We start from the raw sequence: 20,291 nt of genomic DNA on the forward strand, positions 1-20,291 counted from the left end.
ATTCAACCAGAGATAAAACGGCCACGGATCAGGTCGTGAGACCGATCGACGATTGCAATAAGGTGTTCACCTTTTATTCCCCTTCTTATCTGGACTCCAAAGTGTGCCTTGAGGAATTCAACATTGCCCTTTGCCGACATAGAGAGTCAGACGACCCTGTTTTATTACCGGTCTATCTCTATTCCGCCATCCTGCCCACTTATATTCGGCTCGTACAATTCTCAGATTGCCGCGAGTTCAACCTGGGTAAATTTCCAGAAATTGCACAGAATTTCATCAACACCCTTCGATAATTCACCTTCGTTTGCACAGGAGGTACAAATGGGCCTGAACTTCAACTACCTGCTCTATTTCAAGAAGGATAGGATCTGGGATGTCCTGCAGGCATTGGCTGAATTCTCGGATTTGGCAGGGGCTTGTGAAACCCAGATCACCTTCCCCGATCATGTACTGACTCTGCCCTTTGAAGGCTCCTACATGTCCAAGTCGCCGGTGAGTTATAACGAACCGGAATTTGAGTTTGCCTTATCACAGATCTTTGATGAGGATGAAGCGATTTTGGATTATATGATCGGTCGTGGGGATGATTTGAGTGACCGCAGCCCACCGGATGGTGATATCCGGCAGTGGGGTATTGGGTTTATCTATCTGACCGTTTATGCGGATATCAGCTCCCATTGGGCATTTGATAACCCAGCGGATATCGTCCTGTTCGAATTCGGAACAACCGGCACCAGGATGAGCATGCTGTTTTATGACTCCACTTCCATCCGGGAGAAATTTATCTCTCTTCTGGAAAACAACGGTGGGCTCTATGGTATTTTCGATCAGGAAGTCGACTATGGCGAGCTGTTTTGGTATAAGGGCAAACGGATGGCCATGACCCTTCTGAGCAACTATCCCCTGCCGGATGAACTGGAAGAATATATAAACGAGCAAAACTGAGATTTACAGATAATCAAGTTTTTTCTCGCTAGTGATCATCCTGATCCCCAGCGTCCAAGCGCGGGTAGCGGCCAGGATCAGGCAGCAGGTCCAGCACCGTATCCTTGAGGCTTTTCACCGAATCAAAACGGGCAATACTGATGCCCCCCTTCCCCTGCTCATAAGGATAGGTCCCAAACCAAAGGTCATGCTCCTGAGTTTCCAGGATTGTCCGCACCAGATCTTCCACCAGGCCATCCTTCTTCTTATATGATGTCCAATTCGTGCCGTCAAAGCGACTGATGCCCTTCTCAGTGCCAAACCACATTTTCTTCTGCGAATCAATCCACATACAGTAGATGCGGTTATCAACCAGACCATCCCTTGAGGTGAGATAGTGCCATTTATGTCCTTCAAGGATGCTGATGCCTTTGATCGTGCCAAACCACATATTTCCGGAAGGGTCTTCAAACATGGAATAGACACAATTATCGGCCAGACCGTCCGCGCGGGTGGTGTTATGCCAGTTTCTCCCATCCGTCCAGCCCACACCCGCACCCATGCCATGCTCATAAGTCCCTACCCAAATTCGCCCCTGTGAGTCCTCGAAAACTTTTAATATCTCCTGCCCGGGAAGCCCATCACGGGTTGTGAAGGACTGCCATTTTCTGCCATCATAGCGAAAAAGTCCGCCACCGGAAGATGCCGCCCGCCAACAGCCTGCCCAAAGGTTGCCTTTGCGGTCAAATGTCAAATTGAGCAAGCTCTTACCGTAAAGACCACCATCCAGAATTTTCCCACCTTCCAACACATTCAAGCCATTATCGGTTGCCAGCCAGAGCCTGCCATCGGGCCCCTGCTGAATGCAGGTCACAGCGTTGCTGGCCAGGCCGTCTCGTTTTGTGAACGTTCGCCATTCGCCGCCGGCAAACACACCCAAACCCCCGCCCCAGGTTCCCGCGTAGATCTTTCCATCCGCAGCCTGATAGAGGTCATATATCCAATTATTCGGCAGCCCATCCCTGACCGTGATCGAATCCCACTGGATTTTCTCCGGTGCTTCTCCCTTTTCCAAATACTGCTTGAAGAGAGCCCTCAAATCACTCTTATTCTCCCAGGCATTAGATGACCTCATCAGTCCGTTTTCAGGCATCGGTTTCTCCTTTGGAAAGATCCTGGTAGAGCTTGATGAGATCCATAATCCGACTGCGTAAATCAAAGATCTTCTCAGTCTCTGCCTGGATCAGCTTCTTGATTTCATCCCGCTGCTCATGGAGAAGTCCCTTCACTTTCTCCGGGTCTTCTAATTCAGCGGTGGTCAATTCCTTCTTCAGGGCATTGAGCCTGCGGTCCAACCGCTCCGCCAGGCTTTGATATTGGCGCTCCTGTTCTTCCAGCATTTCGCGTGTCTCCCGAAGGTCAGCGCCTTCATCCAGAGTAGTCTCACCCCGATATTTCGCCACATAGGCCTCCATCAGGAGAGTGTCGTTTTGCTCATAAACCGTCTTCACGGTCAGGAAGGTATCAACCGGCGTGTCGGAGGTATCCGGGTGAACGGCCGGCAGGACGATCTTTCGGAATTCCCGTTCAATCTGGTCCTCACTGACCCCTTCCACCAGTGGCTGCGGATCAAGTTGCTGGATCATTTTCCAGAAGCTCTCCGTCTGGACTTCCTCATCTTCAAAGCTGCGCTGGTCAGCCACAAAACCGTGCTCTGAATGGCTGAGGACATTTCGGATTTCATTATCCAAATCGCTGAGGGATTGAAATTCGTGATTGATGATCCGGGATCGCAGCCGGATCAAGGCCGCCTCAAGGTATGCCCTTTGCCGAACCGCTTGCTTGAGGATGAAACCTGGTCGGACGAAATTGACCAGGAACAGCTTTTCCATTTCCCGCATGGCTTTCTGCCACTGATTGAACTGCTCCAGGGAGGTGACAATCTTTTGACGCAGATCATTGATCAAAGCCGCCGAATTTTGATTTTCCACCCTGATTTGGCTTTCGATCGCTTCAATTTCCAGACAAATATCGACTATCCGCTGGGAGAACTGGGTTTGTTCCGCTGCCGGGCTTTGCATGCTCTTTTCGTCGAGAGCCGCCAATTCCTGCCGTAAGCGGGTGATTTGCTGCAGCGACAATTGGAATTTCCTGTCCATAGCCTCTACTCCCTTCTCAGAAGGTGTTGACCTAAGGTCTGCGAAACTTGTCAGTTATTTGATTTCTTAAATTTAATTATAAAGTTCGGGGTTATCTCACACCAGTGATAATCTGGGGTGTTTTCAAATCAATTTGAGCTAAAGACTAATTATCAATTTGAAGGCCAATTTCAGCCAACAATTCAGGCAGGCAGCGGATGAAATGGCGGTTCTTCTCGCGCTCCTCCGGTAGCAGGTCCTCCCAAGGGATAAGATCCGGATTGGTTTTTTGGCCGCTGTCCTGGACCTCGCCATGCTGCCAGCCCTGGTCACGCTTCCAATCGCACCAGAGTTGGTGCTCCATTTTACCCATCAGTTCCACATCCTGATGGTCAAATTCCCTATCCGCAGCATCCCAATCGATCAGGGGCGAGACCTGATAGCCATTTTCGCTCAATATCCGGTAAATCCGGCTGGCTTGGGCCCGATTGGCTTGCTTCTCGTCCTCTTCAATTTTCTCCCAGGGGGTCGCCAACTGCCGCTTTGCATCTGCGGTATCCAGCCCTTTGAGATAATACTCCCGCAACTGCCGGGCCACCAGTTCATGGGTACCGCCAATGACTAACTCGTGCGTGCAGGTCTGCTGGTAAATATCGAAGAAATGACCATCCTGATGATTTTCCAACAGATAGGTCATGCCTGAACCCTGTTCAATCCGGGTTCTGATCGGAATGTCCTTATTTGAAAGGATCTGCCTGATCACCAGGAATACCTGTACACTTAAAACCGGATTTCCCAGACAGATGAAGACTTCCTCAAGCTTTTTCCTCTTCAATAAGGTAGTTAACTGGCTTCTCAAATCCGAATTGCAGCTCAAATCAATATTGACCGGTTGAAACTGGAAAATCGTGTCAACCTTGGGGCAATGGGCACGCAATTCGGCCAGTCGGGCATCCGCTTCCTGATCCAAAACGATCATATTGACCTTGCCCGTGAATTTCCTCCGATAAAGAGTGTAGGCCATCTGTCGGATGAGGCCTTTACCAAAGCCACCCAGGCCGCAGACCAAAAAGCTCATCGGTTTGCTATTGGATTCATCTGCTAATATGGAATCTTCCTGAATTAATTGCTGGGCTGCCCGATCATAGGTGTTGAATACCTCCCACACCACATTGGACTCTGCAGCCAGGGATTGTTCGCTCGCCCGGACCACTTCCATCAGATCACGGGAGACAAAATGCACCAGACAGGTCAGTTTATCCTGGGGTTCTCTCCGGATGAGATGGGCCGCCAGGAAAGCCACTTGCAGGTTTTGGGAATCATCCCCCAATAGGCAAATGAGAGTCTTTGCCCGGTTGATACGTGCATTTTCCAACATCTCCGGGTCAGTCGCATCACCCTCCAGGATGATCGCCCCTCTGCGCTGATATTCCTCCACGATCACCGGGGTAACCTGCTGCTCGATGACCACCACCTGATAGCCGCTGGCAAGCAGGTCATCCACCAGAAAACGTCCCTTGCGGCCAAGACCACAGACGACGATATGTCCCTTCTTACGCCACAGCCGCAGCCAAACGGTCTGCTCCCGGAAGATGGTCGCCAAGGCTTCCAAGGCCGTGATAGCGGTCAAACCTGGCAGGGCAAAGCGGGCCCCTTCCAACATCCAATTGTTCACGCCATCCACGGCACCGGAGTTCATGCTGATCAATTGAAGCGTGCGATAGAGGATCTCGGTGGAAGATTGATCAAATTGGTTGGCAAAGGCATACCTTTCAAACCCCCAATATCCCAACAGGAAGCTGGCAGCCCATAAAACAGCCAGGATACCCCATTTGAACTTCGCCCAAATTCGCTTGACCGTTATCCGCTGAATATTCATCTGATACCCATTTCGAGTGGTAACTTTTGGTTCTGTTGTTAGTGTAACATATCCATACTTTTTAACTCAATATTTATGTATCAAAAAACAGTTGTTAACCCTCCCAATTTGAATCTATTCTCTCCCTTTAATGCATAGAATGGTATAATTCGGGTGAAATTTATCACAAATGTGGGGTTGGTTTTTATTACCCCAACCTTTTGATTTAAGGAGTGTTTTTATGAAGACCATTATTATTGGGGGCGTGGCCGGTGGGGCCAGCACAGCTGCACGGTTACGCCGGATGGACGAAAAGGCTGAGATCATCATCCTCGAACGAGGACCCTATATCTCATTTGCCAACTGTGGCCTCCCATATTATATCGGTGAGGTTATTTCGGAACGCGACAAATTGCTGGTTGTGACGCCCGAAAAACTCAAGGCGATGATGAACATCGATTCCCGGGTTCTCAATGAAGTTGTCAGCATTGATCGCAAGAAGAAATCCGTGAAGGTTCGCAACCTTGAAACCAACACGACCTATGAAGAGACCTACGATAAACTCGTGCTCTCCCCCGGCGCCGGCCCCATCGTGCCGCCGCTGCCCGGTGTGGATTTGCCCGGTGTTTTCAGTTTGCGTAACCTGCCTGATATGGATAAGATCAAGACCTTCGTTGATGAGAAAAAACCCGCCCGCGCCGTTGTGGTCGGCGGCGGTTTCATCGGCCTGGAAATTGCCGAAAACCTCGTCCACCGTGGCGTGGAAGTCACTCTGATTGAAATGCTGGATCAGGTTATGGCGCCCATTGACTATGAAATGGCTGCCCTGGTGCACCAGCATTTGACCTTCAAGCGGATTCGCCTGGCACTCGGTGATGGACTGAAAGCCATTGCGACCGGAAAAGCCGGCTGGATGGAAGTTGAACTCTCCAGCGGCCGCAAGGTTGACACCGAGATGGTGATCCTCTCCATCGGCGTCCGCCCGGAGAACAAACTGGCGAAGGATGCCGGTCTTGACTTGGGTGTCCGCGGCACTGTCGTAACCAACGAACATATGCAGACCTCCGACCCCGACATCTATGCCGTCGGCGATGCGGCTCAGGTGATGAGCCGGTTGACCGACAGCCCAACCGCCCTCGCCCTGGCAGGCCCTGCCAGCCGTGAAGGCCGAGTGGCTGCGGATCACATTGCCGGGAACAAGAAATCCGTCTTCCCCGGTGTGATCGGCACTTCCGTGGTGAAGGTCTTTGACCTGACGGTCGCTTCGGTCGGGATGAACGCCAAGACCCTCCAACAGGCGGAGATCCCTTTCCAAAATGTCATCATTCATGCCTCCAACCATGCCGGCTACTACCCTGGCGCTTCACCAATGGCTTTCAAACTCCTTTTCAACAAAAAGGGTAAGATCCTGGGAGCGCAGGTCGTAGGTATTCATGGCGTTGATAAGCGAATTGATGTCATCGCCACAGCCATGCAGGCCGGCATGACCGTTTTCGACCTCGAAGAACTTGAACTGGCCTATGCGCCGCCCTTCAGCTCTTCCCGTGACCCCGTAAATATCATCGGCTTCACTGCTGCCAACATTCTGCGCGGCGATGCCCGTGTGATGACCTGGGACCAGGTGAAAACACTGGATCGCAGTAAAGTCACCATCGTGGATGTCCGTTTGCCGGAAGAGCTCGCTCTCGGCATGATTGATGGCGCCATCAACATCCCGCTGCAGAGTGTTCGCCAGCAGATCAACGAAATCCCCAAGGACCGTCCCGTACTGCTTTACTGCCAGACCGGCCAGCGTTCCTACTTTGCCTCCCGGATCCTCAACCAGCTTGGTTTTGAGGCCTATAACCTGACCGGCGGCTATAAGACCTATTCGCATGCGGTTGGACGCCAGTCCAATTTTGACGTCTTTGAGCATGTAACGATCAACAGCCGGGAAGAGATCAAGGAAATCCCACCCATGGCCATCACCTCCGGCAGCGAGTTCTCGGTGGATGCCTGCGGGCTGCAGTGCCCCGGCCCCATCCTGAAGCTCTATAACAAGATCAAAGAGGTCAATGAGGGCGATGTCGTCAAGGTTCAGGCCACCGATTTCGGCTTCACCTCCGACGTGGAAGCCTGGGCCAACTCCACCGGCAACCGCCTGCTCTCACTGGATACCGTCAACGGTGTGATTGAAGCCCGGATCCAAAAGGGTGCCCCGAAAGTCGCTGAACCCGGTAAAGCCATGGGCATGAACAAGACTCTGATCATGTTCTCAGGTGATTTGGATAAGGCGCTGGCTGGCTGCATCATCGCCAATGGCGTTGTTGCTTCCGGTCATAAAGCCTCGATCTTCTTCACCTTCTGGGGCTTGAACCTGCTCCGTAAGAATGAGCATGTCAGTGTCAAGAAGAACCTGATCGAGCGGATGTTCGGCTGGATGATGCCCCGCGGCACCAAGAAAGCCCAGCTCTCCCAAATGAGAATGGCCGGGATGGGCACTGAGATGATCAAGAGCATTATGAAGAAGAAAAACGTCGATTCCCTGCCTGTGATGCTGCAGACCGCCATTGATAACGGGGTCAAGATCCAGGCCTGCCAGATGTCCATGGACCTGATGGGGATCAAGCGGGAAGAACTGATCGATGGGATCGAAGTGGTTGGCGTGGCATCCATGCTGGCCGACTCCGACGACTCCAACGGCGTGATCTTCATCTAATCCTCGCTCATATTTCAACAGATAACGAACAGCCCTGCAAATGCAGGGCTGTTTTTAATTTCTCAACTTATCTTTCTGTCTAGAAAATACTGCCAATTAGTCGGGTCAATCCCCCAACCACAATCGCAATGATCGAAAAGTCATTCCCACCAAAAGCGTTGACGAAACCCGCTGCAGTGTTCATCACAAAGGGCAGCGAGAGCGCCTGGAAGACGATCAACAAGACACCACCCGCGATGGAGGCGATCACCACTCCGCGCCGTCCACCGGTAGCATTTGCCAAAACAGCCGCTGGGCCGACATCAAAGAAAGCCGCTACAACCAAGGGCAGCAGCAAGTAGGGGTAACCCGCCATTCCAAAGATCACCAAGGTCACCAGGGAGGCGACCATCGCAATGGGGAACCCTATCATCAGAGCGTTTTGTCCATAAGGGAAAATCATCGGGCAGTCCAAAGCCGGCACACCATCGGGGACAATCTTGCGGGCGATGCCATGGAAGGCCGGGACGATTTCCGCCAGCATCATCCGCACGCCGGTCAATAAAATGACCAGCCCACCGCCAAAGAGAATCCCCTGCATCACGATCCATAGGAACCACAGCCAGACCACCCCACCTGTGAACGTGCCCGCCGCGGCTGGCAGCCCCACAACGAAGCCCATCACCAAGTAGAGCAGAAACATAATGATCGTTGTGGAAACGGTCATGGATTTGATAAAGGACAGTCCCTCCGGCAGATCCATCTCCTCGGTGGATTTTGCAGGATCGCCAAACCATTTTCCCAGCAAGGCGCCAATCACTGCGAGGATGGTTGTAGTGTGACCGACGGTGAAGTCCTTGCGCCCGGTCAGCTTGAAGATAAATGGCGCAAGCAAGGCCGGGAAGAGCGTGGAGAGTACACCCTGAACCAGACCGCCGATCAGAATCAACGCCAGTCCATTCACCTGGCCGCCATCCGTGAGCGCTGCCACCACCATAAAAGCATTCCAGAACATGATATGCCCCGTCAGAAAGACATACTTCCAGCGGGTGATCCGGGCCAGCACCAGATTCACGAGGAAACCCAACAGCATCACCAGAACGATTTGAACGCCATAGGCCCCCAGGAAGGCCGTCCAGTCGACTGCGGTGGCCTGCCCCTGATAATCATAGACCAGGCCAAACAATGTTGCGATCGGTGTGATGGTTTGGTTTAAAACTCCCACCGCGGTGAACAGGATCAGCGTGCCAGCCATTGTTTTGATAACGCCGGTCAGGACTTCGCTGAAGGTCTTACGCTGAACCAGCAACCCAACCAGCGCGACCAGCCCCAGCATGAAGGTGGGCAGGAGTTGGGGGACAATATCAAAGAAGATACTCACATCCATTTTGATTCTTCTCCTAGTTTCAGATTACTCGACCTGCAGCAGCTCTTGAATGACCGGAAGTGCCTTTGAAGTCACTTCCACTTTGCTGAGGAAATCGGAAATCACTACCACGGGCTGCGCTATACCTGTAAACAACCGCGTTAACTCCGCTGAGGTCAACACCAGGTCAAAACGCTGTCCTTTGGCGGTTTCGGCATCTGAGCAAAAGGTGTCGGCTTTCAGTTGATGCGCTTGCAGGACTTCATCCAGAGTTATCTTAAGGATCAGCGAGGACCCCAGGCCAAAGCCACACACGACCATAATTCTTAATTGTTTCAACGTCACCTCATGGGGGACTTTTTCGCCATGATTATATTAATCAAGCCTTTGGAACGAAAAAGGCTCCAGAGACTCAGGAGCCCATAATTTTTAGTGCGTTTAGTTACTCATCCAATTCCAGAATATCCACCATCAGTCGAATGGCTGTCTCTATGTAATTCGGACAGACCTCTGCAAACAGATTCCGATCTCGCGCTTCCTGGAGTTGATCAGGATCTCCGATATCCAAGCCCAACAATTTCGGGCAGAGCACGCTGCCGTGTTCGGCTTTGAACCTTTGTTGGAATTCCGCAGCCAGGTGATAGCAGGCATGTTTCTTCTCCCGGTCCACCACAGCATTCCCCTTGGCAAGGCCCAACGCCATCAATGCACCGCTGACCGCGCCGCAGGCCTCCCCCATATGGCCAAAACCACCACCAAAGGGCGTGGCTATCTTGAAAGCCAGGTCCTGGTCCATGCCATAGTATTTAGCAAAAGGGGCAAAGGTCGATTGAGAACAGTTATATTTTTGAGCGAAGTAGTCCTTCGCTTCGGCTACGAGGTTGTTCGCAATGTTTTTACTCATTGATGTTTCACGCAACTTTCAGATATGACTGGATTTGATTAAATTTTCAACGGCTTCACGGGTTGGCAGAGAAGGCTGTGCCCCGCGCCGGGTAGCGGCCAGCGCACCAGCCGCCATTCCATATTCTACTGCTTCAAGCAGCGGTTTTCCTTCAGCATAAGCCACGGCTAGGGCGCCATTGAAGGCATCGCCTGCCGCAGTGGTATCCACAGCGGTGATCTCATGGGCGGGGATATGTTTATCCACTCCCCCCGTGACCACTCTGGCGCCGTTCGCGCCCAGCGTGACCACCAGGTTCTTGGTCCCCCAGCTAAGCACCTTTTCAACCGCCTTATCCACCGTGTCCTCCCCGGCGAGCATCATCAACTCGGTCTCATTGGGGGTGAGGATATCCACATTGGCCAGCAGGGACTGTGAAAGGGATTGGGCAGGGGCTGGGTTCAGCACCACAGGGATGTCATAGGCTTTTGCCAGGTTCACTGCGGCGGTGACCACCTCCATTGGGCATTCCAGCTGGAGCAGGAGCAAATCCGTATCCCGCATGATATCCCGGGCATTGGTTACATCCGCTTCTGTCACTTTATAATTCGCCCCAGAGGCAACAACGATTGAATTCTCACCATTGGCCGCCACCGCAATCATGGCTATCCCGGTTGGTGTATCGGTATCTTTGATCACATAAGTTGTCCGGATATTGTCCTCAACCAGTCCCTGGATGAGGGTGTCTCCAAAATTATCGCTGCCGACCCGGCCCACCATGGTCACTTCCCCACCCATCCGGGCCGCGGCAACGGCCTGGTTCGCACCCTTGCCGCCGGGGAAGGTTTCAAAATCTCCACCCAATACTGTTTCCCCCGGCCGCGGCGAATGGGGTACTCTAACCACCAAATCCATATTCATGCTGCCGACAACCAGTACTTTAGCCATGATTTACTTCTCCTTGTTCATCGTTCATTTTTTGGTAGTTCAGTAAACCCCAACAGGATAAACGGTTCAGGAATCGCCTTCAGGGGAATTCGGTTCTTCGCTATTTTCGCCTTCTATCCCATTTTCAGCGTCCGGCTGCTCCTGAATTTCAGGCGCTTCCATAATCTCTTCAGGTTCAGCCGCCGGTTCCTGCTCGATAACCTCAGCAATCGGGTGTTCCGGTTCAACCACCTCCCGGACCAAGTTTATAATATTCTCCGGGATCTCGTTTTCTTCTGCAAAGTCCATCAAGTCAGGCGTTTGAAGCGGTTTTTCGGGTTTCTTTTCCGGGCTGGGTTGGCTGGAGGCCAACCAGATGGCGATAATGATGCCATAGACACCCCAGAAGAGCAGATAGCGGGAATAGGGTACATTCAAATAGGGCTTTTGCATATCTCCGAAGGTCTGAACGTTATTTGTTGTCACAGAAGTGACGCCCGAAAGCCAGTATTGAGAAAACAGCCAGGATTCATCAATGGTGTAGACATTCACCCCCAGCCCCTGGTCTCGATAGGCCAGTATTTGCTGGGTGTTGATCCCGGTATCAACATTCACAATTTCATAATGTAAAGCCGCCAGTGAATCGGCGCCCGGTAGATCGGTGCTGGAAACACCCACTATACGGGTCATCTGAGGGGCGTTCTCCTGTAGGTTCGCCAGTTGCGCCTCCTCGACCAGGAACCAGATATCGCCGTTCAGACCGGATTCAAGGCAGGTCTGCAGGACGACATCAAAGAATTTATCGTAATAGGGATGCTCCACCGGCGGGTAGCGCATGTCAAACATAATGACCATGCCCTGATCTTTCACCACTTCCAGGATCTCGGCCAGTGTGGGGATTTGCTGCCCCTGGTCGATGCTCAACTGGGACTGGGAAACCAGCCCCTGGTTGATTGTGTTATAGGGGTCGGTTTGAATGAACCACAGACCGGCATTCAGCTGCTTGAGTTCATCAATCGTAAAATTGGAAGCATCCTCATCCACGCGGTCCGGGAAAATCTCAGCGATATTCGTCGTTCGGGCGAGGGTATCATCATGCATCAGGAATGCCACCCCATCCTTGCTGATGCGCAAGTCGGTTTCAAACCCCAATGCACCATAATCCGCGGCCAGCTCAGCGGATGCCACGGTATTTTCCGGCGCCAGCATAGACGCCCCGCGGTGAGCGATCAAAGCGGGGCGGGTTGGCAGATCGCCCTGATAGGCCCAATTGGGCGGGAAGAGCGCCGGCGCCAGCCACAACCCCACCAATGAGAGCAGCACCATAACAATGGCAACCGTCCACAGCCATTTGCTCTTTGCCGTCGAAGCGAGCATTTTCTTCCGCAGGAAGAGAATGAGCCGCCGCAGCCAGATTGCGGCGAACAGGAATATAACCGCATCTCCAGCTAATCGGACCAAATTTAAAAGGTGAATCAGAACGCCCTTCTGACTGGGGTCCTGTTGAAGGATGAAATAAAAGGCCAGGTACGCACCGATTATGGAGATCAGCCAGATCGCAGCATAAGCCCAGCCGCGCCTCAGGGGATGAACCGAGTCACTTCGAACCGCCAGACGCAGCCGGATAAAACGGATCAGGCTCCAGAGCATGACCAGGACATACAGCACAATCGCAATGGTCGTGTAAGGCAGGTTTAATCCGATCAGACCGCCCAGGTACTGGTCCACTGCCAGGCGAAAACGCCCAACCGACAGCCAGTACACGATGAAGAACAAAGTATGGAACAGAAGTATCAATGCCAAAAAGTAGTGCGTCCGCACTAACAGGCGATTGGATTTGTGTTGCTTTTCCTTCATATACGACACCCTCTCAATATCCCGAGAACACAGCAATACCATTATAGCGATAAATGGCCTTTTTTGACAGTGAAACAAAATAAATAAATTATGGGAATTAATTCGCAGTTTAGTAGAATTCAACGAAATTACTACAATAATTCATTGAATTACTGCATAATATTATAGTATTTGTGCGTAATAATTAATTATTTTCCATTATTTCGCCTATTATTTCGTCGAATTTTTATTTAATTCCTTCAACACCGCACCAAACTGTCGCCTCCACCCCACCAGACCGACTCTCGAATTAGAGAGGTGGGGAATGGTAAAATTATTCTAGCCATTATTGTTTGAAAGGCTCGTGAATGAAATTGTCATTACAATCCATCCAACGCTATTTCAGGGGAAAGTTTCGCTCGGATCTTTCCGCTGGTCTGACCGTTGGGATGGTTGTGATCCCCCAGTCCATGGCCATAGCCGCCATTGCTGGGGTTAATCCCCTTTATGGGCTTTATACCGCCATCATCCCGACCATTATCGGTGCAATATTTGGCAGCTTTCCATACCTTGTCACCGGCCCGACTAACCCAACCGCACTGGTTACCGCAAGCGTCCTGCTGGCATACGCAGATCGGCCGGATTACCTGGAATTTGTTCTGGCTGTGGCCGTTCTGGCGGGGGTATTCAAGCTTCTGTTTGGCCTCTTCAAGATCGCCAGAATCAGCCGGTACATTTCCAATTCGGTTTTGGTTGGTTTTCTCTCCGCTGCCGGCGTGCTGATCATCGCCAACCAGCTGGGGAACCTGGTGGGCCTGACACTAGAACGTTCGAGCGGCGCTTGGGGAATTCTAAAAAGCTTATTAATCAACATACAGGACGTCCATCTCCTTTCTCTGGCGGTCAGCCTGATTGCCATTGCCCTGATGATCCTGATCCGGGCGATCAATCCCAAGCTGCCCGCCGCCCTGGCAACCATCGTGTTTGTTTCACTGCTGGCACACTTGCTGAACTGGAACAGTCTGGGAGTTCGGCTGGTGGATGATGTTGGGCTGCCCCAACACCTCGCCATCCAGTTGCATGTTCCAAATATCACACTGGAAAGCATCACAGATTTGCTCATTCCCAGCGCGGCTGTTGCTTTGTTTGGGTTGATGGAAGCCGTTTCGATCACAAAAGCGATGAGCCAGATGACCGGTGACCCACTCGACCCTTCCAAGGAGATGATCGGTCAGGGGCTGGCATCAACGGTCGGTGGTTTCTTCCTTTGCATCCCCTCATCCGGTTCACCATCCCGAACCGTGATCAATGTCGTCAACGGCGCAAAGACTAAAGCCTCAGCAATCATTAGCGGCTTGAGCGTCTGGATCTTTATCCTGCTCTTTTCACGCCTAATCGGATACATCCCGATTCCGGCCCTGGCAGGGGTGGTGGTTGTTTCCTCCGCCTCACTCATCAACCCGGACCTCATCAAAATGACCTGGCAGAGCCGGTTGAACAGCCGAATCGTGCTATTGGTCACCTTCACCTCGTCCCTGGTACTGCCGCTTGAATATGCGATCTTCCTTGGCATTCTCTCCACCATTCTGATGTATCTAGGAGAGAGCAGTCATGTGAACCTTACCTATATCCTGGAAGATGAAAATGGTCAGTTCATGGAACTTCCGATGGATACCATCAAAGAGAAAAAGCCAGAGATTGCCATTGTGAACATTGAAGGTGATCTCTATTTTGCGGCCGTGGAAGAGCTTCAGGACCAGATCAACCGAATTCTGGATTCTGGCCTAAAGGTGTTGATCCTCCGCTTCCGCCGAACCCACCTGCTGGCCAGCACAGGGATCATGGCACTGGGCCATCTCATCAAATCCGCCCGTGAAAAAGATGTGGAGGTCTTATTCTGCGGCGTCCATGATGAAATCCGAGAAACACTAAAATCCTCCGGCATCCTCGAATCCATTGGTCAGAGCCGCATCTTCATTGCCAACGATCAGCTCTTCACCTCCGCCCAAAAAGCATTAGTCGAAGCCAAAGCCCTTCTGCATCAGGAAGAATCCAACAAGGAATCATAATCATGTCACCTCAATTCCCTCACCAACCCAGCCCGGAAGAAATCGAAAAACTACTGGCCAAAGCCAGCCAACCCGCCCAGGACGCTATCCGGTTGCATGAATACTTCCGGGGCAAGATGAGCACCCTTCCGAAATGCCCGGTGGAGCAAATTGACGACTTTTCCATCTGGTATACACCGGGTGTGGCAGCGCCCTGCAAGGAAATTGCGCAGCATCCCGAACGGGTCTATGACCTGACCAATAAAGGCAACCTGATCGCCGTTGTCAGTGACGGCTCACGGGTTTTGGGCCTGGGTGATATCGGCCCGGAAGCAGGACTGCCTGTGATGGAAGGGAAAGCCATGCTGTTCAAATATCTGGGCGGCGTGGATGCCGTCCCGATCATGCTGGAGCCGTCCGACCCGGAACCCTTCATTGAAACGGTCCTGCGGCTGCAGCCCGGCTTTGGCGGCATCAACCTGGAAGACATCAGCCAGCCCAAATGTTTTGAGATTCTGGACCGCTTACGCGGGGAAGCACGAATCCCGGTTTGGCATGATGACCAACAGGGCACTGCAACGGTCACGCTGGCAGGGCTGATGAACGCCCTCAAACTGGTCGGCAAGGACAAAGGTGATATCCGCATCACTTTCGTGGGCAGCGGCGCGGCCGGTGTGGCTTGTTCCAGGCTGATCTTCGCCTGGGGCGTGGACCCGGCCAAGGCCACCATGGTGGATGTCCGCGGCATCCTCGGCAAACACCGGAACGACTTCCCCGAAAATACCCCCCAACACCATTTATGCCAGGTCACCAACCAGGAGGGCCGTGAAGGCGGGATTGAAGCCGCCCTGCAAGGCGCTGATGTAGTCATCAGCTATTCCCAGCCCGGCCCGGGCGTGATCCTGCCGGAATGGATCCGGGGGATGGCGGCTGACCCAATCGTCTTCGCCTGTGCCAACCCAGTGCCTGAGATCTGGCCCTGGGAGGCGCAAGCCGCCGGGGCAGCCGTGGTTGCGACAGGGCGCTCCGACTTTCCCAACCAGGTCAATAATTCACTCTCCTTCCCCGGAATTTTCCGGGGTGTTCTGGATGTGCGTGCCAGCACGATCACCGATGAAATGTGCTTCGCTGCGGCGAAAGCCCTGGCCGAAGCGGTGGGTGACTCACTGGACGGTGAACACCTCCTGCCACGAATGATGGATATGGAAATCTATCCCCTCCAGGCAGCGGCTGTGGGGCTAAAAGCCCAGGAACAGGGTATAGCCAGTCTGAAATCCTCCCGAAGCGAACTGCTGAATCGGGCGGAGTACATGATCGGTCTGGCCCAATCGTCAACGGATGTATTGATGGAAGCCCATTGCATCCCACCTTTTCCAGAGAACTAGTTTTATTAATTGAACATTGCAGTAAAATAAAGACTGCTGAAATCATATCAATTTTAGGAGGCCTTATGGCAGGCAAAAAAAGCAGACAAATGAATCTCCCCTTACTACTCCCCCTTGCAGGGCTGATCATTGAAATCATCGTTTACCTGATCCTCATTTCATACAACGTTGAGATTTCACCATCCTTGATGTTCTTCCTGCTCTTGATTGGCGGTCTTTTGGCCTATCAAGTTATCCTACAGATCATCCAGGTGATCAAAATCAATATAGCTGTCAACAAATCGGATAATGTCAAAACACTGGTTGAATCTGGTCAGGGCATTGAAGCGATCAAGGTTTGGAAGAAGAATCTCCTGATTCTCCCTCGCGATCAATATCTTGAGACGCTGAATGAAGTGGTGAACACCTATCAAAAACTGGATATGCCCAATGGTGTCAAAGCCGCCCAGGATTTGATCAAGCACAGCCATGAATTCTTTGACATGGTCAATAGCGCCGATAAAGCCACCCCTGAAGTCCGACAGCAATGGCGTGAGAAATCCAATTCTCTGCGCAAAATGGTCAAGGATCTACCTGAATCATAGCGAAACTCTTTTAGACTAACAAAATAACGACCGCCCCCGATAGAAAGGTCCATATGCCCCAACCGAATCTGACGTTTTTTACTGAACTCGACAGTGAGCATTTGACGGCCTTATTCAGCGATTCCACAGTGATCAAAACACTGAAATCCCTGCATGCTGCCGTCAGTTTGGGTGTGCTGGATCTTTCTGATGAACGGGCGAAAGTGGTCAGGAAGCTTAACAAAGCTAAAATTCCGGTGATTGCCTGGCTGTTATTACCGAAATCTGAGGGTTATTGGTTCAATACTGGTAACTACCCCCAGGCAATTGCCCGATATCACGCCTTCACTGAGTGGACCCAGGCGCATAAACTGGACTGGACCGGGATTGGGCTCGATATCGAACCGAATATCAATGACTTCATCCAACTCAAGGATAGAGAACAGGCTGGGAAATTCGCAGTAACCCTTTTCCACCGTTACAGAGACCGCCGACATGCCGAAAAAGCCCGCCAAGCTTATCAAGGACTGGTGGATCAGATCCATGCAGATGGTTATCCCGTGGAGAGTTACCACATCCCCTTGATTGCTGAAGAACGACGTGCCCAGGCCACTGTGCTCGGACGGACTGCCGGTCTGGTGGATGTTGAAGTGGATCGTGAAGTGCTGATGCTCTATTCCAGCTTTCTGCGGCCCAATGGCGATGCCGTCCTCTGGAGTTATGCCCCGGAAAGCGATTCGGTAGGCGTCGGCAATACCGGGGGCGGCGTGGATATCAACAACCTGCTAGATATTCCCCCACTCACCTGGGAGGAGTTCTCCCGCGACCTGCGGATCTGCGTTACCCACCAAAAACCGATCCATATCTTCTGTCTGGAAGGCTGTATCGCTCAGGGATTCCTCTCCCGGCTGATGGATTTTGACTGGGACGAACCTATCGCCCCTCCGGTCGGCACAAAAAAGGTGCGCGCCATCCGAACTGGGATGGCAACCGGATTGTGGCTGCTTGAGCGGCCCTGGGTGATCCTGCTCAGCCTAGCAACCCTGATTGGGCTCGGGTTCCTTTTCCACCAAAATACGAAAAGATAATCCCACAGTCAAAACCATAGTATGCCTGATTATGGGTTTCCATTGCTATGATTAAAAGAAATAAACCTCAAGAGGACCGGCCAATGAGCGTTCATTAATTCCCATATCTTCATGACGATTACCTTAATTCCCCGGGATTGATGAATGCCCTGATGCAGCGCTGTGTCCTGCGTTTTTTCCAGCTCTAAATTAAAACATTCGTACTGCCACGTAGAATTGGCACGGATTTTCCAGCATTTTCCTTTCCGGTGGATAACACCTATTCATAACATTTAAAAGGACCAGAATGAAAGTACAACTTATACCTTTTGATTTCGAACGAGATTTCCTCCGCGTTCGTGATTTCCTCTCCCAAACCTATGGCCATTACGGTCACTCGATGAACTGGCGTATCGAGCGCTGGGAATATGCCTTTGGGTTCTTGGCGCCCTGCTTCGCCAACATTCGTGAGGACCCGCCCAGTCAAGAGTCCGTGAATCGGGCTTTACAGTTCATGAACGACCATACCGGGATTTGGGAAACGCAAACAGGCGAGATCGCCGGGGTGGTGTGCATCGAGCATGCCGACCGGACCCATTCCTCCTTTGGCCAATTCTTCATCCAGCGCCATCCCGACCATCTGGACCTGCTTCCTGAAATGTTGGATTACGCTGAAAAATATTTAACAAATCCGGACAACGGCCAGTTATACATTTTTGCCGATCCTGAAGATCGAGATCTGGTCAGCTTGATTGAACAACGCGGCTTTATCAGCAATCCAGATTGGCCTGCCAATGAGAGTGAGTTTGACCTGGTGAAACAAGCCTTGCCCCCTGCCCCCAACTTACCGGAGGGATTCAGGCTCCAATCCATGGCAGACGATAACGACCTGGCGAAACGCTGTGAGATTTTTGGCCGGGGGTTCAATCACCCTGACCCGCTTGAATGGCCGTCTGTCCTGTCATATGAGCATCTGCAAAAGGCGCCTGATTACCGCCCTGCGCAGGATATCGTCGTCACGGCGCCAGATGGTCAATTCGTAGCTTTCAGCCTGATCTGGTATGACGCGCCAAACAAGCTCGCAATTTTGGAGCCGGTGGGCACACACCCGGATTTCCGGCGGAGAGGATTGGCACGGGAGGCAATCTACGAGGGTATGCGGCGGGTGAAGAAACTGGGCGCAGAGAAGGTGATCGTAGGATCAGATCAACAGTTTTATAAAGCTATCGGATTTTCTGTAGTCGAAACACGGATAAAATTTAAAAAGGTTTACTGAAGGTTGGAAAATCCCTGGAATTAGCAAATCCAGGGATTTTTTTTGATCATTTTCTCTTATTAGCCGGAATTGGTAAAACCGTTTGATATAATTATCAAATGTTATTTGCATAAATAACCCATTATGAGTTTTATTATTGATTTTTATTAATTATCCGCCATTAAATAAACTACACCTAACAATATTATCAAATGGACTACGACCAATAAAGCCCTTCACATCCTGTAACTGTAAATATATTTGTCTCTTCTTCAAACACTCAATGTTAGAAAGGAATTTCCAATGACCGAAGAATTCGTCCATATGTTTAACAATGCTATGCAAGAGTGGGATGAAGCAGTAAAACAGCAGGATATGAATAAGTTTAATAATACAATCTCATTCATGCTCATGGCTATTAAGAAAGCGCCGGAGCCCAACGCTATTATTCATTCAAACTTAGCAATGATTTATTATGATGCTGCGATTTGCCAGGCTCAACAACCAGGCAGACGAGTTGAAAAGATGGCCGAGAATTTAATCAACAAGGCAATTAACGAAGCTAATACTGCCTTAAAAATCGAGCCCCTTTCCTTTAATTCGCAACTGGTGAAGACCTATATCGCCGCAGACAATATCCTTCATATTCCCGGCGGAGCATCCAACCTGGTCCCAAAGAACGGCTTATCCGCTGCAGGTGTCACAGAATTTTTTGTCAGAGCAGGATCAATGGGTGTTGCGGCCAGCAAGGTGGGGGTGTCACAAGCCAAATTTAAGAGTGAAGTAAAACGCCTTCTTGAAATTTTCGATAGTCTATTTAGCGAATATTATTTGCAAGCAACAGACTACATTGATTACTCAAACCGGCTCTTCTCAATCGCAGACTTTTGTACTAACAGCAAATTAGCTGGAGCAAAGGATATATTTACCAGCCTGATGAATGTCGTTGTTGACGATTTGAAATATGACGACCTGACCGAAGAAGACAAGAACTTGGTTGAACAAGAAGTGTATCGAATCCGAGCTCTTGCTGAAGGTCGTCTAATGATGTAAGCCCACCAATAATTTCATAACATTAAATATAGGAGTCTGACATGGCAAACACACTTATCCTTGTTGATAGACGTGATTACCCAATTAAAAAAGTGACCGCAACTTTAGAATGGAGAGGTGGTGGGTATGATCACGTATGGGTTGACGATTCTGGAAGAGGTCAATTTTCCGGAACAGGGACCATAGTCATAATAAAAATACCAGGTGACTCCACACCATGCTATCAAACTGTTAACGGCTCATCAACCGTAATTGGAAAGTTTGATAAGAGTCATTAGACTCTACCAAGTGTATAACGCACTTGTGAATAA

The 20,291-nt window shown here is 51.1% G+C and carries 17 protein-coding genes; 9 read left to right on the forward strand and 8 right to left on the reverse strand.

Translation table 11 applies throughout. The features are described from left to right. The first annotated feature begins 321 nt into the window (after positions 1-321). Positions 322-945 (forward strand): hypothetical protein, encoded by a 624-nt coding sequence (locus JR338_06405; GenBank protein QRN82081.1) that lies wholly within the window; start codon positions 322-324, stop codon positions 943-945. Positions 946-973: 28 nt separating this feature from the next. On the opposite strand, the gene JR338_06410 is transcribed toward JR338_06405, so the two are convergent. From JR338_06410 to JR338_06420, 3 genes are all read right to left on the reverse strand, one after another. Further along, positions 974-2,077 carry a hypothetical protein gene (locus JR338_06410; GenBank protein QRN82082.1) on the reverse strand — a complete coding sequence of 368 codons (1,104 nt, stop codon included), beginning with the start codon at positions 2,075-2,077 and terminating at the stop codon, positions 974-976. Continuing rightward, entirely contained in the window at positions 2,070-3,083 is a 1,014-nt protein-coding gene (locus JR338_06415; GenBank protein QRN82083.1) for a hypothetical protein, read from the reverse strand. The genes JR338_06410 and JR338_06415 overlap by 8 nt, the downstream gene beginning before the upstream one ends. 145 nt (positions 3,084-3,228) lie before the next feature. Continuing rightward, complete coding sequence (locus JR338_06420; GenBank protein ID QRN82084.1) at positions 3,229-4,941, reverse strand: NAD-binding protein; 1,713 nt, start codon at positions 4,939-4,941, stop codon at positions 3,229-3,231. Positions 4,942-5,161: 220 nt separating this feature from the next. Here JR338_06420 and JR338_06425 point away from each other — a divergent pair, with 220 nt between their 5' ends. Beyond that, positions 5,162-7,618 (forward strand): CoA-disulfide reductase, encoded by a 2,457-nt coding sequence (locus JR338_06425; protein QRN82085.1) that lies wholly within the window; start codon positions 5,162-5,164, stop codon positions 7,616-7,618. A 79-nt stretch (positions 7,619-7,697) separates the two neighbouring features. Here JR338_06425 and JR338_06430 read toward each other — a convergent pair whose 3' ends face one another. From JR338_06430 to JR338_06450, 5 genes are all read right to left on the reverse strand, one after another. Beyond that, positions 7,698-8,984, reverse strand: coding sequence for a PTS ascorbate transporter subunit IIC (locus JR338_06430; protein QRN82086.1), 1,287 nt, complete (start codon positions 8,982-8,984; stop codon positions 7,698-7,700). Between the two features lie 24 nt (positions 8,985-9,008). Then, complete coding sequence (locus JR338_06435) at positions 9,009-9,302, reverse strand: PTS sugar transporter subunit IIB (GenBank protein QRN82087.1); 294 nt, start codon at positions 9,300-9,302, stop codon at positions 9,009-9,011. 103 nt (positions 9,303-9,405) lie between these two features. After that, the gene (locus JR338_06440) at positions 9,406-9,867 is read right to left on the reverse strand and encodes a C_GCAxxG_C_C family protein (protein QRN82088.1); all 462 of its coding nucleotides are present in this window, start codon (positions 9,865-9,867) and stop codon (positions 9,406-9,408) included. A gap of 18 nt (positions 9,868-9,885) precedes the next feature. Then, entirely contained in the window at positions 9,886-10,797 is a 912-nt protein-coding gene (gene rbsK, locus JR338_06445; protein QRN84376.1) for a ribokinase, read from the reverse strand. Positions 10,798-10,860: 63 nt separating this feature from the next. After that, on the reverse strand, positions 10,861-12,630 hold the full coding sequence (locus JR338_06450; protein ID QRN82089.1) for a hypothetical protein: 1,770 nt from the start codon (positions 12,628-12,630) through the stop codon (positions 10,861-10,863). Between the two features lie 347 nt (positions 12,631-12,977). On the opposite strand from JR338_06450, the gene JR338_06455 reads away from it, so the two are divergent. The 7 genes from JR338_06455 (at position 12,978) to JR338_06485 (ending at position 20,258) form a co-directional block, all read left to right on the forward strand. Then, complete coding sequence (locus JR338_06455; protein QRN82090.1) at positions 12,978-14,678, forward strand: SulP family inorganic anion transporter; 1,701 nt, start codon at positions 12,978-12,980, stop codon at positions 14,676-14,678. A gap of 2 nt (positions 14,679-14,680) precedes the next feature. Beyond that, the gene (locus JR338_06460) at positions 14,681-16,042 is read left to right on the forward strand and encodes an NADP-dependent malic enzyme (protein ID QRN82091.1); all 1,362 of its coding nucleotides are present in this window, start codon (positions 14,681-14,683) and stop codon (positions 16,040-16,042) included. Between the two features lie 65 nt (positions 16,043-16,107). Further along, positions 16,108-16,626 (forward strand): hypothetical protein, encoded by a 519-nt coding sequence (locus JR338_06465; GenBank protein QRN82092.1) that lies wholly within the window; start codon positions 16,108-16,110, stop codon positions 16,624-16,626. Between the two features lie 53 nt (positions 16,627-16,679). Then, entirely contained in the window at positions 16,680-17,693 is a 1,014-nt protein-coding gene (locus tag JR338_06470; GenBank protein ID QRN82093.1) for a hypothetical protein, read from the forward strand. Between the two features lie 286 nt (positions 17,694-17,979). Then, a complete protein-coding gene (locus tag JR338_06475; GenBank protein ID QRN82094.1) occupies positions 17,980-18,948 on the forward strand; it encodes a GNAT family N-acetyltransferase in 969 nt (322 codons plus the stop codon). A gap of 282 nt (positions 18,949-19,230) precedes the next feature. Then, entirely contained in the window at positions 19,231-19,980 is a 750-nt protein-coding gene (locus JR338_06480) for a hypothetical protein (protein QRN82095.1), read from the forward strand. A gap of 41 nt (positions 19,981-20,021) precedes the next feature. Then, positions 20,022-20,258, forward strand: coding sequence for a hypothetical protein (locus tag JR338_06485; GenBank protein ID QRN82096.1), 237 nt, complete (start codon positions 20,022-20,024; stop codon positions 20,256-20,258). The last annotated feature ends 33 nt before the right edge of the window (positions 20,259-20,291 follow it).

The organism is Chloroflexota bacterium (assembly GCA_016887485.1).
GTDB lineage: Bacteria > Chloroflexota > Anaerolineae > Anaerolineales > Anaerolineaceae > Brevifilum.